This is a genomic window from Pseudomonas sessilinigenes, from assembly GCF_003850565.1.
In the GTDB taxonomy this organism is placed as follows: Bacteria; Pseudomonadota; Gammaproteobacteria; order Pseudomonadales; family Pseudomonadaceae; genus Aquipseudomonas; species Aquipseudomonas sessilinigenes.
In genome coordinates this window covers 5,573,754-5,586,802 of record NZ_CP027706.1, presented here as the reverse complement: position 1 = coordinate 5,586,802, position 13,049 = coordinate 5,573,754, and the positions used below count along the sequence as shown (strand labels likewise).

Here is a 13,049-nt window from a genome sequence, read left to right as displayed (position 1 = left end):
GTTTAGTCGACGGTGAAGGTCATGGCGCCGGTAATCGGGTGCGTATCGGCGGATACCGCACGCCACTCCACTTTGTAGCGACCGGCAGACAGGCGACTGGAGGGGGTGACGAGCAGGGTCTTGGGATCGCTACCGGCACTGATCCTGGCGTTGATCGGCATCGGGGGATGGACCATGCCCGGCATGGCGGTCATCACCAGCTTGGCGGCGGAGAACTGCGGCGTTAGGGTTTCCGAGAATTTGAGTTCGATGCGTTCCGGCGCCGGTCCCCGCGCTCCTTCGGCCGGCAATGAAGACAGCAGTTTCGGGTGGGCCTGGGCGAGTGCGGCAAACAGCAGGGCACTGCCCAGGACAAGGCTGGTGTTGAGTGTTTTCAGGGATGGCATGCAAGGCTCCCGGCGACGTAGCCGCCAATGGTTGATGTGAGGAGTGGCGCTGTTGGATTTCAGAACCACAGGCGCACGCCCAAGACCAGGCGCGTTTCGCCGCGCTTGTCGCCTTCTTCGCGGGCGTAGTCGGCGCTCTTGCCGTAGCTGCGGTTCCAGGTCACGCCGATGTAGGGGGCGAACTGGCGGTGCAGTTCGTAGCGCAGGCGCAGGCCGACTTCGCTGTCTGCCAGGCCCGTACCCATGCCCCGTTGAGGGTCGTTGCGGCTGTACAGGTTGACCTCGGCGGTGGGCTGCAGGATCAGCCGGTTGCTCAGCAGAATGTCGTAATCGCCTTTGAGGCGCAGGGCCGCCTGGCCGCCTTCGCCCAGGTAGGCGGTGGCCTGGCTTTCGAAGTTGTACAAGGCCATGCCCTGCAGGCCCAGGGCGGCCCAGGTTTGTGGCGAGCCGGGTTTGAAGTCCTGGCGTACGCCCGTGACCAGATCCCACCAGGGCCCGACGGCATGGCCCCAGAGTGCCTCCAGTTCGGCGTTCTCGGTGACACCGTTGGTGCGTTCGCCCTCACTGCGCAGCCAGAGGCGGTCGATGTCGCCGCCGATCCAGCCATTGAGTTCCCAGGCCAGGGCGCTACCGCGCTCGGCATCCTGGTATTCCAGTTGATTGAGCAGCCAGAACGAGTTGATGGCGCGGTCGTGCACGCCATGACCGTCGACGTCGGGGAAAGCGGCCTGGCGGTCGGCATCGCTGGGCAGCGGGATCGGTGTACGGCTGGTGGTGGGGGGTGGCGCGCTGTCCATGGCCTGCATGCCATCGTGCAGGGTGCCCATCTGGCTATGGTCCATGGCGGGCATGGCCTGCCCTAAGCCCGTGGTTGCCGCGCCGGCCGGTTGAAACCCGGCCAGGCCCAGGCCGAACAGGGCTGCGGACAATAGACGGCATGCGGTCAGTTTCATGTCGCAGCCCTCTCTTCCTCGATTCGCACTTCCCGGAACATGCCCATCTCCATGTGGTACAGCAGGTGGCAGTGGTAGGCCCAGCGCCCGAGGGCGTCGGCGGTGACCCGATAGCTGCGCCGGGTACCCGGTGGCATGTCGATGGTGTGCTTGCGCACCAGGAACCGGCCCTGTTCGTCTTCCAGGTCGCTCCACACTCCATGCAGGTGGATCGGGTGGGTCATCATGGTGTCGTTGACCAGGGTGATGCGTACCCGCTCGCCGTAGTGCAGGCGTAAAGGTTGTGCGTCGCTGAACTTGATGCCGTCGAAGGACCAGGCGAACTTTTCCATGTGCCCGGTCAGGTGCAGTTCGATAGTGCGGCCAGGCTCGCGGCCGTCGGGGTCCTCGAAGGCACTGCGCAGGTCGGCGTAGGTCAGTACCCTGCGGCCGTTGGCGCGCAAGCCGATCCCGGGATCGTCGAGCTTTGGCGTCGGGTTCATGGTTTGCATGTCCACCAGTGGATTGCCGGTTTCCGAGGCCGGGTGAGACTGCATCTGGCCCATGCCGGTCATTTGCCCATGGTCCATTCCCTGCATTCCCTGCATTCCCTGCATTCCCTGCATTCCCTGCATGGAACTGTGGTCCATCGAGGCCATCGGCGGGTGCTCGCCCTGCATATCGCCCATGGCGGATGGGGCTCCATGGTCCATGCCGGCCATGCTGGCGTGGTCCATGCCCATGTCGGCCATGCTGATCAGTGGGCGCGGGTCCAGGGCCGGGATCGCGGCACTCAGGCCCTGGCTCACGGCCAGGGTGCCACGGGCGTAGCCGGTGCGGTCCATGGATTGGGCGAACAGGGTGTAGGCCGGTTCAGGGCCTGGTTCGACCAGCACGTCGTAGGTCTCGGCCACGGCTATGCGCAGTTCGTCGACACTGACCGGCAGCACGTATTGGCCGTCGGCGGCGACCACGGTCATTTTCAATCCGGGGATGCGCACATCGAAGTAGGTCATGGCCGAACCGTTGATCAGCCTCAGGCGCAGCCGTTCTCCTGGCTTGAACAGCCCGGTCCAGTTGCTGCCCGGGGTCTGGCCGTTGAGCAGGTAGCTGTAGGTGGCCGCGCTGATGTCGGCCAGGTCCGTGGGGCTCATCTTCATTTCGGCCCACATCTTGCGGTCCGCCAGGGTCGCGGCCCAGCCATCGCGACTGACGTCCTCGATGAAGTCGCCCACGGTGCGCTTGTGGTAGTTGAAGTAGCCGGACTGTTTTTTCAGGATGTGCATCAAGCGCTGCGGTGCCATGTCGCTCCAGTCGCTGAGCAGCACCACGTGCTCGCGCTCGTACTGGAATGGCTCGGGCTCGCGGGCGTCGATCACCAGGGGGCCGTAGACCCCGGCCTGCTCCTGCAACCCGGAGTGGCTGTGGTACCAGTAGGTGCCGTTCTGCCGGACCTGGAAGCGGTACTCGTAGAGCCCGCCGGGGGCGATGCCCTGGAAGCTCAAGCCAGGGACACCGTCCATGTTGGCTGGCAGGAGAATCCCGTGCCAATGGATCGAGGTGTCCTGTGCCAGGCGATTGCGTACGCGCAGGGTGACGGTGTCACCTTCGCGCCAGCGCAGCAGCGGACCGGGCAGGCTGCCGTTGATGGTCATGGCGGTGCGCGGCTGGCCGGTGAAGTTGACCGGCGATTCGCCGATGAACAGATCGAACTGCTGGCCGCTCAGCTCCAGGGGTTGGCCACCGGTACCCAGCGCCCAGACTGGAGAGCGCCAGAGATCGCTGCCGGCCAGCACTCCGGCGGCGGCCAGGCCTTTGATGAAGCTGCGTCGAGTGGGGTTGCCATGCATGCCGATTAGGTCCTGTTTGTCCTGGATTTCAGGTTGAGGCAGAGACTAATCAGCTACGGCTGTCAGCAAACTGAGGGGCAGGTTACAGATTTGTCAGCGCGATCCTATTCAAGGAAAGGCTTGTAGCGGTGAAGGACTGTGGGGTTATAAATGCCCAGGGTCATGGCTCCTGGCTGCCCGATGTTTTCCCGAGACTGGAGAGGTCCCACGAGGCGATACCTGATGTTGCTGGTGTTGGTGTGTTTTTGCGCTCCAGCCCTGGCGGAGCATAGCCCCCTGGAGCAGGAGAACCGGCGCAAGGTGCTGGCGTTCTACCAGTTGGCCCTGAACGACAAGGACTTCGCCGCCGCCCGACCTTACCTGGGCGATCACTACATTCAGCACAACCCCGGCGTCAAGGACGGTATCGAGGGGTTTCGGGAGTTCATCGAGTTTCTGCGCGAGCACTATCCAACGTCGCGCAGCGAGGTGCGCCAGGTGTTCGTCGATGGCGACCACGTGATAGTGCAGGTCAAGAACACCGGTCGCGAGCCCGGGGTGGTCAGGTCGATCATCGATATCTATCGCCTGGAGCAAGGCCGGATCGTCGAGCATTGGGATGCCACCCAGGTGCTGCCGGACAAGACGCTGAACAGCAACGGGGTGTTCCCGGGGGACTGATCAGCCCGGTGGGGCCTCGAGCACACGCTTGAGATTATCCAGGGCCTGGCTGGACAGGCGCTCCATGCGCGAGCGCAGGCCACCCAGGTTGAGATCGGTGGAGAAGTGCAGGGTACGCTTGAGGAGCGTGCCATCGCCTTGCTTGCGCAGTTGGTAGTCGATGCTGCCATCCAGTGGCGCGGAGCTGAAAACGGCCCTGAACTCCCGGGGCAGCACGGCGCTGGTCACTCGATAGCTGAGTTGGACCTGCAGCCCCAGCAGGTCGATGATTTCGCTGAACCGGTGGCCGGCTGGCAATGAGCCGCACAAGCCGGTGTCGGCCCGCAGGGAGCCGGGGTTCCATTCATGCCAGCGATCCGGCTGGGACAGGTAGTAGTAGACCGTGTCGATGCCGGCAGCGATGTACCGCTGCTGGCTGATGTATTCACCCGTCAAGTGGGGCTGGCGCTGGCCCATGACGCACCTCCTTGTGACCGGAGCTGCAAATATAGCTGCCCTCGCGCACTGAATCGGGAGGGCGCTCGACCGTTCAGCGGACTTTGAAGCGTCCCATCAAGGCACTGACTCGCGAGTTGGCCTGCAACAGGCTCTGGGTGTTGTCTTCACTGGCCTGGCCGCTGCGTACCAGCTCCTCGACCATATGTCGGATGCTCACCATGCTGCGGTTGATCTCTTCGGTAACGGCGCTCTGTTGCTCGGCGGCGGTAGCGATCTGGGTGCTCAGGCTGTTGATCTGGCTCACCGAACCGGCCATCTCGTCCAGGCCGGCGTTGACCCGGGCCGTGGCGTCGGCTGCCGACTGGCAGCTGGCCTGGGTGTTCTCCATGGCGGCAACCGAAGAGCTGACGCCCTGGGTCAGGCGGCTGAGCATTTCGTTGATCTCTGACGTGCTGGCCTGGGTACGGGCGGCCAGGGCTCGTACTTCATCGGCTACCACGGCGAAGCCGCGACCTTGTTCCCCGGCGCGTGCCGCTTCGATGGCCGCGTTGAGGGCCAGCAGGTTGGTCTGGCCGGCGATGGCGCCAATCACGCCAAGGATTTCGGTAATGCGCTGGGCATCTTGTTGCATGGCTTCGACTTTCTGGGTCGCGCTGGCCACTTCCTCGACCAGGGCGATCACGCTGCCCGAGGCTTGGCCCACCACCTGTCGCGAATGTTCGGCATGCTCATTGGCACGCTGGGTGAAGGCTGCGGTCTCGGCGGCATTGGCCGCGACACTGTCGGCGGTGGAACTCATCTGGGTAATGGCAGTGACGGTCTGGTCGGTTTCCGAGGCATGTCGGGCCAGGATCTGTCCGGTCTGCTGCGAGGTCCGCTGCAACTGATGCAGGCTGTCGGCCATGGCATCAGTGGCCTGGGTCACTTCGCCGATCATGTCTTGCAGGTAGCTGATGAAGCGGTTGATCGAGTGACCAATGGCTCCCAGTTCATCCTCGGCACGGATGGTGATGCGCCGGGTCAGGTCGGCATCGCCAGTGGCCAGGGCATCGATATTGGCCTTGAGGGCTTTCATTCGTTGCACCAGTTGGCGGATGGCATAGATCTGCAGCAGTACCAGCAGCAGCACCATGGGTAATTGCAACAGGCTCAGGGTGCTCAGCACATCGTCGCGCTGGGCGGTGATCAAGCGGGTTGGCAGGGCGCTGGCAAGGAACCAGGGAGTGCCTTCGATGGGACGCATGAAGAAGGTGCTGGCCACGCCGCCGTTGTCGAACTCCAGGCGTTGCAAGCCACTATCGTGCTTGCCCAGGGCTTGCTGCACCTGGGCCGCGAAGGGCGAGGCGGGGGCCAGTTCGCTGATGTTCTTCAGGACAATCGGGCTATTGATCCGCGAGCTGTTGCTGATGATCTTGCCATCGGCCTCGACGATCAGCATCTGGGCGCCCAGGGCCTGTTCCTGGCGAGCGACCAGCTCGTTGAAAAAGCCCAGGGTCACATCGATGGTCGCCACGCCATAGGCGGCGCCGTCGCGGCTGATCGCCATGGCGCAGTTGGTGCGCGGTTCGGCACTGGCGTCATCCTTGTAGGCCGCAGCCCAGGCACAATGGCCCGCTGGGCTCTGCAGGCCGCCCTTGTACCAGGCCTGGTCGTAATAGTTGGGCGCGGCGTCACTGTTCCAGAAGGTATTGACCTTGAGCTTGCCCGAGCCATCGCGGTGCCAGAAGGTGCTGTGCTTGGCGCGCCCCGGAGTGCGCTGGCCGGGCAAGGGCCAGATGCCGCCACCGAAGACCTTCTGCTCGCCGTATTGGTCCACCAGTTCTGGCAAGACGCGGTCGATGCTGTCGCTGTCGAGCAGGGGGATGGTCTGGGTGATGCTGCGTTGCTGGGCCTGGACCTTGTTCAACTCACCCTGGATGCGTTCTGCCACCTCGGCGATGCGATCGAGGGCGACTTGTTCTTCGGTGTGGCGCAGCTTGGGGGCTACCAACTGGCCGATGCCCAGCACGGTGAGTACCAGCATCAAGACAATGAACAGGACCAGGAACAGCGTGTAGCGGGTTTGAATCGTGCGCAAAGCGGGCATGGGACCTGTCCTTACCGAGCGTTTCTTATTCTTTGGGGGCTGCACCTTGCTAGGGGCATTCATAAGTTGTCGGCACGAATCCAGGGCTCTTTAGGACGTTTGTCCAAAAAGTTTGAATTTATTAGCAAAGAGTCTGCCGGAATGCTGAGCAGGTGCTGGATTTTTCAGGCTTGATACCTTTCAGATAGCCAAAATCGATCCAGGGAAGGTTTTTTGAAGTGCTGAGACCCTTTAAATACGGGCCTTTGGGAGATCGTGTCGAAAATGTACGAAAATTGTAAATTGTGGAAATAAATCATTGGCGATGATTGTTTCGGCGTTGATACTTGCGTCCATTCAGATGTTTCAATACAGCAGTTACCCTGTTTGAGTAGCTTATCCAGGACTTTTCGCAGAGTCCGAAGATAGCCCGCAGGGGAATTGGAAAGCCGGACTACAGGAGTATCAGTATGGCAATCGGATACGTTGGGGGCTGGAGCAGCAAGGCCGGTCTATTGAACCAGAGCGGTGGCGACGTGAAGAAAGTCCCGCAAAGCGCCAAGGTCCGGCAGATCCTGGGCCAGGTGGGGCAGAACCCTACGGTGCTCGATGTCCGCAAGATGGATCAGCTCAAGCTGCACAAGCAAATCAAGGGTTTCGATCCGACCAACGTCACTATCAAGTCCTTGGGGAGCATGAGTACCTTCCTCAAGAACAACGGTTTGATCTCGGACGTGACGGCGTTGAACCTGATCAATGCCGGTGACAAGTTCGACCGTTTTGGCATCCCGAAAAATCCTGAGGAGTCGTTCAACGCCCTGGAGTATTTCGCGATGAAGCTCGACGACATCCAGAACAACAACCTCAAGGGCAACAAGTACGCCAACTACCTGATCCCTGAGTACAAGAAGGCCATCTACGTCCTGCAGAGCTTGCAGAACTACGGCAAGGGCAACGGCACTACGGTGCCCAACAAAGACGGCTCCACCTCCGCCAAGGCCTGAGTCGGGCTAAAAAAGGCCGGGGCGCTTTACCAGCGACCCCGGCCTTGTCGTTTCAGCGATTGAGCAGGGCCATCACCTCTTCGCTGTAGCGAGTGCCGGCGGTGGCTTGCGGGCTGAAGATGCGGCCCAGCGACGCCAGGTCGTCGGCGCTCAGGCGCACGTCCAGGGCCGCTACGTTCTCCTCCAGATAGCGCCGCTGCTTGGTACCGGGGATGGGTATCAGGTATTCACCCTGGGCCAGGACCCAGGCCAGGGCCAGTTGCCCAGCGCTGACCTCCTTCTGTATCGCCAACTGCTGCACCTGTTCCACCAGGCGCAGGTTGCTCTGGAAGTTCTCTCCCTGGAACCGCGGGTTGAAACGCCGGTAATCATCGGCAGCGAAGTCGTCCGGGCTCTTCAGGGCGCCGGTGAGAAAACCCCGGCCCAGCGGGCTGTAGGGAACGAAAGCGATGCCCAGGCGCTGGCAGGTGGCAAGGCAGTCGTTTTCCTCGGGGTCGCGGCTCCACAATGAGTACTCGCTTTGCAGGGCGCTGATGGGGTGGACCTTGTGCGCTCGTTCCAGGGTGCTCGCCGAGGCTTCGCTCAGCCCCAGGTAACGTACCTTGCCGGCTTTCACCAGTTCGGCCATGGCACCGACGGTTTCCTCGATGGGGACCTCGGGATCGATGCGGTGCTGGTAATACAGGTCCAGGGTATCGACTCCCAGGCGTCGCAGGCTGCCATCGATGGCGGCGCGCACATATTCCGGGCGGCCATCGACCTCGCGGGCAGAGGGTTTGCTGGGGTCGCGGACAATGCCGAACTTGCTGGCCAGGAACACGTGCTCGCGTTTGCCGCGAATCGCCTGGCCGATCAGCTCTTCGTTGCTGTGGGGACCGTACATGTCGGCGGTGTCCAGCAGGGTGATGCCCAGCTCCATGGCTCGATGCAAGGTGGCGATGGACTCCCGGGGATCGCTGCCGGTGGTGTAGAAGTCGCTCATGCCCATGCAGCCCAGGCCTATGGCGGAAACCTGCGGGCCGTTACGGCCCAATTGTCGAGTGTGCATTGTCGGATACTCCGATGGTGGGGGATGGCGCTATTGTGCTGCTCGACAAAATTCGGATAAACAGGCAAAAATCACTATCACTATTATTATTTTCTAAACAATTATCGGAGGAGTGATGGACCGTTTCAACGCCATGCGTGTCTTCACCCGGATCGTCGAACTCGGTGGTTTTGCCCGGGCTGCCGACAGCCTCCAGTTGCCCAGGGCTTCGGTGACCATCCTGATCAAGCAGCTGGAGGCCTACCTGGGGGTGCAGTTGCTGCACCGCACCACTCGCCAGGTCAGTCCGACCCTGGATGGCGTCGCCTATTACCAGCGTTGCGTGCGCCTGCTGGCGGACCTGGAGGAAACCGAGGCCGTGTTTTCCCAGGATCGTCGTAATCCGCGGGGTACGTTGCGGGTCGATATGCCGGCCGGAGTTGGTCGCCTGATCCTGATGCCGGCGCTGCCGGAGTTCTCCGCTCGCTATCCGTTGATCGAGTTGGAGATCGGCCTCAACGATCGCCCGGTGGACCTGATTCGCGAGGGGGTCGATTGCGCTTTGCGCGGTGGCCCGGTCCTGGATGACCGCCTGGTGGCAAGACCCTTGGCGCAGATGCCCCAGGTCACCTGCGCCAGCCCTGGCTACTTGCGGCAGTACGGTATTCCGCGGTCTCTCGAGGATCTGCAAGGGCACCGGATGGTGGAGTATTTTTCCAGCGTCTCCGGCAAGCGCTATGGCCTGGAGTTTGTCCAGGATGGGTTGTTGCGGGAGGTCGAGCTGCCCAGGCAGGTCTCGGTCAACAGTGCCGACGGTTACCTGGCGGCTTGCGAGGCTGGCTATGGATTGGTGCAGGCGCCGTACTACCATGCTGCCCACTCGTTGCAGGCGGGGGCCTTGCAAGAGGTGCTCCAGGCTTATGCGCCGCCGCCCTTGCCCTTGACCGCGCTCTATCCGCCGCAGCGCCAGCTCTCTACCCGGGTACGGGCATTCGTCGATTGGCTGGTGGAGCTGTTCGCCCGCCAGGGCCATTGCCCCGCCAGGCCTTGAGCCTGGCGCAGGCAGCAAAACGCCCGCAGCAGGGCGGGCGTTGGTCAAGTGGGCGGGGATGGCCGATGGCTTGGCCGGATGACTTAGCGGTGGTAGTAGCCGGGGCCACCACCGTAGTAACGGTGATGCCAGCCATCGCGGGGCATGATGATGCAACCCGACAAGGTCAGTATGGCCAGCAGGGGAATCAGCAGTGTGATTCGACGAAGCATTTCTCGATCCTCAAAGGCACAGGGAACATGACAAGGCGGGGAGGAAGAAAAATCTCCAGCGCGCCTGTACCATGTGACCCCGATTTGCCCCGCACATCCCCGTATCCGGGTATGTGCTTGGCATTGGCCTTGATACACAGCGGATACAATTTCAGCTTCAGGATTCCGGCAATGACCCAGTCACAACGTTTGAAATATTCGATTCTGATTTCCCTGGCAGTCCTGGGAATCATGTTTGGCCTTTCCTACCTACAGAACAGCGGCGTCATCAGCGAGAAGACCTTCCAGTACATCGCCATCGCCGTGGCCGTTATCGTGGTGGTGATCAATGGCGTGATGCGGCGCAAGGTCAAGCCTTGAGCCCGTGCCGGGCGGCCTCAGGCAAGGCCGTCCAACACCGCTGCCGCCTGCTGGTGCAGGCTGTAGCTCTTGTCTGCGTTGAGGGTGATGACGCCCTCGCTGCAGAGTCGCTTCAATACTTCCCGCACGCTTAGAAACGACAATGGAATATCCAGTTCCAGCAGTTGGCTGTGGATGCCGCGTACTCCCAGGGAGCGTTCGCTCTGGGCCGCAGTGAGCAGGGCATCGATGACTTTCAGGCGAATCAGGCTGGTTCGCAGGCCGAAGCTCTTGAGCATGTGCTTGATTCGTTCGTTGCTGTGGCGCTCGACGTTTTTGCCGAAGACACCAGCGCCGGCGTTCAGGGAGGGCGTTCTGGTCACGGTATTGCCGTCCATTGGCAGTTGCGGGTTGTACATGCAAAAACTCCTTAATCAGAGCCTGATCAGGAAAAGAATGATGGGTGCTCTAGTAACTAGACGAACGAGCAGGGCAAATCATGAGGCCCTGGATGTAGAAAAATTGTCAGTATCAGGTCGCTGACATGTCATGACCGCCTTGATAAAGGCGCGGTGCGGTTAATTTTTTTCCATCGGCTTCGTCTGTATGGCAGGCAGGCGCCGGGTTATCCGTGCCCGGCCGGATGCCCAGGCTGGCGGCCCTGCCCATTCTTCCTGCACCCCAGCCCTGGTTCTGTATTTCTGTATCAGGAGTCGGTGTGATCATTTCCAGGCAGTTCCCGAATTTTTGCCTTGCAGCCCTGGTTCTGGGCTTCAGTTGCGGCGTCCAGGCGCTGGCCCAGCCGGAACAGACGCGAGCCGAGATCCGTCGCACCAGCTTCGGCGTGCCGCACATCCGTGCCAGCGATGAGCGTGGCCTGGGATACGGCATCGGTTATGCCTATGCCCAGGACAACCTGTGCCTGCTGGCCAATGAAGTGTTGACGGTGAATGCCCAGCGTTCACGGTATTTCGGCCCTGAGGCGCAGACTCTGGAGCAGCGAGACAATCTCAGCAGCGATGTGTTCTTCAGCTGGCTCAATACTCCCCAGGCCGTCGAAGCATTCTGGCAGGCGCAGACTCCGGCGATGCGCGAGCGCATGCAGGGTTATGTCGAAGGGTATAACCGTCAATTGGCTGAGCGCCGCAAGCAGGGACTGCCAGAACAGTGCCAGGGCGAGTGGGTGCGGGCATTGACCACGGCGGACTTGGTGAAGTTGACCCGGCGCTTGTTAGTGGAGGGCGGGGCCGGGCAGTTCGCCGAGGCCCTGGCTGGGGCCGCGCCGCCAGGCGTTGTAGCGCAGGCCGGATTGTCGGCACAGGCCTGGCAGCTGGCCTCCGCGCGCCAGCAGCGCTTTGCCCTGGATCGAGGCAGCAACGCGGTGGCCATCGGCAGCGAGCGCTCGTTCAATGGCCGCGGATTGCTGTTGGCCAACCCGCACTTTCCCTGGGTTGGCGCCATGCGCTTTTACCAAATGCACCTGACCATTCCTGGTCAGCTGGATGTCATGGGTGCGGCCTTGCCCGGACTACCGCTGATCAATATCGGCTTCAACCAGCACCTGGCCTGGACGCATACGGTGGACGCCTCCAAGCATTTCACCCTGTACCGCCTGCAACTCGACCCCAAGGACCCGACCCGGTATTTGCTGGATGGCCGTTCGGTGCCTCTGGTGCGCCAGGTCGTGACGGTGCAGGTCAAGGGGGTGGATGGCCAGTTGCAGAGCCAATCGCGCACACTCTACAGCTCGGAGTTCGGCCCCGTGGTGCAATGGCCTGGTGAGCTGGACTGGAACCGGCAATACGCTTACAGCCTGCGTGACGCGAACCTGGACAACACTCGGGTGCTGACCCAGTGGCAAGCCATGAATCAGGCCTCCAGCATTGCTGGCCTGCAGGACAGCGTACATCGCTTGCAGGGCATTCCCTGGGTCAACACGCTGGCCGTGGATGACCAGGGGCGAGCCTTGTATATGAACCAATCGGTGGTACCCAACGTCACCCAGGCCAAGCTGGCGCTTTGCAGCGACCCGCGGGCCGGAACCCAGGTCATCGTCCTTGATGGTTCGCGGCGTGCGTGTGCCTGGGACATCGACCCGGCAGCGGCCCAGCCGGGTATCTTTGCCGCCAGCCAGCTGCCACAACTGGCCCGTAACGACTATCTGCAGCATTCCAATGACTCGGCCTGGATGGTCAATCCCGTTGCTCCGCTGGAGGGCTTCTCGCCGGTGATCAGCCAGCAGGACGTGCCCTTGAAGATGCGCGCACGCTTCGCCCTGGAGCGCCTGGGTCGCCTGCATACGGCCCAGGTCAGTGACTTGCAGCACATGGTCAATGACGAGCAGGTCTATCTGGCCGGGCAGGTCATGCCGGACTTGCTGCAGTTCTGCGAGCAGGACCTGGGAGCGGATGCCGAGCGCCTCGGACCGTTGTGCGCCAGCCTCAAGTCCTGGGATCGCAGTGCTGGTTTGCAGGCCGGGCTGGGCTTCGTGTATTTCCAGGGGATCATGCAGGAGTTGTTGCAGCGCCCGGACGTCTGGCGCGTAGCCTTCGATCCCAAGGATCCGCTGCATACCCCCAGAGGCTTGGCCATCAGCCGTGCGCCCGTCGCTCAGGCCATGCGTGAGGCGATGCTGGCTTCCTTGCAACAGGTGAAGGAGGCCGGGTTGGCCGATGATGTTCGTTGGGGCGATATCCAGCAGGTCAGCCAGGGTGGCCAGCCCACTCCGGTACCCGGTGGCCCCGAGAGCCTGGGTATCTACAACGCCATGCAGAGCGTGCCGGGTAGTGCTGGAAAGCGTGAGGTGGTGAGTGGTACCAGCTACCTGAGCGTGGTCAGCTTCGATGGGCAGGGGCCGCGAGCCCTGGGATTATTGGCATTTTCCTTGTCCAGCGACCCGAGTTCGGCCCATTTTCGCGACCAGACCCAGGCCTTTGCCCGTAACCAATGGAGCGAGCTGCCTTTCAGCGAGGCACAGATCCAGGCGGACCGGGGCTATCGATTGCAGTCGATCGAAGAGCCGCGCAAGGAGGCGCTGCCAGTATCCGGGCATTGAGCCAGTGAGATCGCTGAAGGCCGCCCCCGC

General features: G+C 62.1%; 13 protein-coding genes. 5 read left to right on the top strand and 8 right to left on the bottom strand.

From position 1 onward, the window contains the following. Positions 1-2 precede the first annotated feature (2 nt). From copC to C4K39_RS25680, 3 genes are read right to left on the bottom strand one after another with little or no spacing between them, the layout of a single operon-like run. Positions 3-386 (bottom strand): copper homeostasis periplasmic binding protein CopC, encoded by a 384-nt coding sequence (gene copC / locus C4K39_RS25690; protein ID WP_068587014.1) that lies wholly within the window; start codon positions 384-386, stop codon positions 3-5. A gap of 59 nt (positions 387-445) precedes the next feature. Further along, positions 446-1,339, bottom strand: a complete 894-nt coding sequence (locus C4K39_RS25685; protein WP_124347737.1) for a copper resistance protein B — start codon at positions 1,337-1,339, stop codon at positions 446-448. Next, positions 1,336-3,168 (bottom strand): copper resistance system multicopper oxidase, encoded by a 1,833-nt coding sequence (locus tag C4K39_RS25680; RefSeq protein WP_124347736.1) that lies wholly within the window; start codon positions 3,166-3,168, stop codon positions 1,336-1,338. The genes C4K39_RS25685 and C4K39_RS25680 overlap by 4 nt, the downstream gene beginning before the upstream one ends. Positions 3,169-3,390: 222 nt before the next feature. On the opposite strand from C4K39_RS25680, the gene C4K39_RS25675 reads away from it, so the two are divergent. Beyond that, complete coding sequence (locus C4K39_RS25675; protein WP_124347735.1) at positions 3,391-3,828, top strand: nuclear transport factor 2 family protein; 438 nt, start codon at positions 3,391-3,393, stop codon at positions 3,826-3,828. On the opposite strand, the gene C4K39_RS25670 is transcribed toward C4K39_RS25675, so the two are convergent. Next, entirely contained in the window at positions 3,829-4,284 is a 456-nt protein-coding gene (locus tag C4K39_RS25670) for an SRPBCC family protein (RefSeq protein ID WP_068587021.1), read from the bottom strand. Between the two features lie 73 nt (positions 4,285-4,357). After that, entirely contained in the window at positions 4,358-6,352 is a 1,995-nt protein-coding gene (locus C4K39_RS25665) for a methyl-accepting chemotaxis protein (protein ID WP_124347734.1), read from the bottom strand. 449 nt (positions 6,353-6,801) lie between these two features. Here C4K39_RS25665 and C4K39_RS25660 point away from each other — a divergent pair, with 449 nt between their 5' ends. Next, a complete protein-coding gene (locus tag C4K39_RS25660) occupies positions 6,802-7,335 on the top strand; it encodes a hypothetical protein (protein ID WP_068587025.1) in 534 nt (177 codons plus the stop codon). A gap of 52 nt (positions 7,336-7,387) precedes the next feature. Here C4K39_RS25660 and C4K39_RS25655 read toward each other — a convergent pair whose 3' ends face one another. Then, complete coding sequence (locus C4K39_RS25655) at positions 7,388-8,383, bottom strand: aldo/keto reductase (RefSeq protein ID WP_068587026.1); 996 nt, start codon at positions 8,381-8,383, stop codon at positions 7,388-7,390. A gap of 115 nt (positions 8,384-8,498) precedes the next feature. On the opposite strand from C4K39_RS25655, the gene C4K39_RS25650 reads away from it, so the two are divergent. Beyond that, positions 8,499-9,413, top strand: a complete 915-nt coding sequence (locus tag C4K39_RS25650) for a LysR family transcriptional regulator (RefSeq protein ID WP_124347733.1) — start codon at positions 8,499-8,501, stop codon at positions 9,411-9,413. A gap of 83 nt (positions 9,414-9,496) precedes the next feature. Here the strand turns inward: C4K39_RS25650 and C4K39_RS32025 are convergent, their stop codons facing one another. Then, positions 9,497-9,625: a hypothetical protein gene (locus tag C4K39_RS32025; RefSeq protein ID WP_263986919.1), complete on the bottom strand. Its 129-nt coding sequence runs from the start codon at positions 9,623-9,625 to the stop codon at positions 9,497-9,499. A gap of 171 nt (positions 9,626-9,796) precedes the next feature. Between C4K39_RS32025 and C4K39_RS25645 the strand changes: the two genes are divergently transcribed. Beyond that, a complete protein-coding gene (locus C4K39_RS25645) occupies positions 9,797-9,985 on the top strand; it encodes a hypothetical protein (protein ID WP_068587029.1) in 189 nt (62 codons plus the stop codon). Positions 9,986-10,002: 17 nt separating this feature from the next. Here the strand turns inward: C4K39_RS25645 and C4K39_RS25640 are convergent, their stop codons facing one another. After that, positions 10,003-10,383, bottom strand: coding sequence for a fe2+ zn2+ uptake regulation protein (locus tag C4K39_RS25640; protein ID WP_068587031.1), 381 nt, complete (start codon positions 10,381-10,383; stop codon positions 10,003-10,005). Positions 10,384-10,682: 299 nt separating this feature from the next. Between C4K39_RS25640 and pvdQ the strand changes: the two genes are divergently transcribed. Beyond that, the gene (gene pvdQ, locus C4K39_RS25635; protein WP_124347732.1) at positions 10,683-13,019 is read left to right on the top strand and encodes a bifunctional acylase PvdQ; all 2,337 of its coding nucleotides are present in this window, start codon (positions 10,683-10,685) and stop codon (positions 13,017-13,019) included. Positions 13,020-13,049: the final 30 nt, after the last annotated feature.

Coding starts and splice junctions, on each gene's coding strand:
- copC (WP_068587014.1), bottom strand. CDS start 386: ATGCCATCCCTGAAAACACTCAACACCAGCCTTGTCCTGGGCAGTGCC.
- C4K39_RS25685 (WP_124347737.1), bottom strand. CDS start 1,339: ATGAAACTGACCGCATGCCGTCTATTGTCCGCAGCCCTGTTCGGCCTG.
- C4K39_RS25680 (WP_124347736.1), bottom strand. CDS start 3,168: ATGCATGGCAACCCCACTCGACGCAGCTTCATCAAAGGCCTGGCCGCC.
- C4K39_RS25675 (WP_124347735.1), top strand. CDS start 3,391: ATGTTGCTGGTGTTGGTGTGTTTTTGCGCTCCAGCCCTGGCGGAGCAT.
- C4K39_RS25670 (WP_068587021.1), bottom strand. CDS start 4,284: ATGGGCCAGCGCCAGCCCCACTTGACGGGTGAATACATCAGCCAGCAG.
- C4K39_RS25665 (WP_124347734.1), bottom strand. CDS start 6,352: ATGCCCGCTTTGCGCACGATTCAAACCCGCTACACGCTGTTCCTGGTC.
- C4K39_RS25660 (WP_068587025.1), top strand. CDS start 6,802: ATGGCAATCGGATACGTTGGGGGCTGGAGCAGCAAGGCCGGTCTATTG.
- C4K39_RS25655 (WP_068587026.1), bottom strand. CDS start 8,383: ATGCACACTCGACAATTGGGCCGTAACGGCCCGCAGGTTTCCGCCATA.
- C4K39_RS25650 (WP_124347733.1), top strand. CDS start 8,499: ATGGACCGTTTCAACGCCATGCGTGTCTTCACCCGGATCGTCGAACTC.
- C4K39_RS32025 (WP_263986919.1), bottom strand. CDS start 9,625: ATGCTTCGTCGAATCACACTGCTGATTCCCCTGCTGGCCATACTGACC.
- C4K39_RS25645 (WP_068587029.1), top strand. CDS start 9,797: ATGACCCAGTCACAACGTTTGAAATATTCGATTCTGATTTCCCTGGCA.
- C4K39_RS25640 (WP_068587031.1), bottom strand. CDS start 10,383: ATGTACAACCCGCAACTGCCAATGGACGGCAATACCGTGACCAGAACG.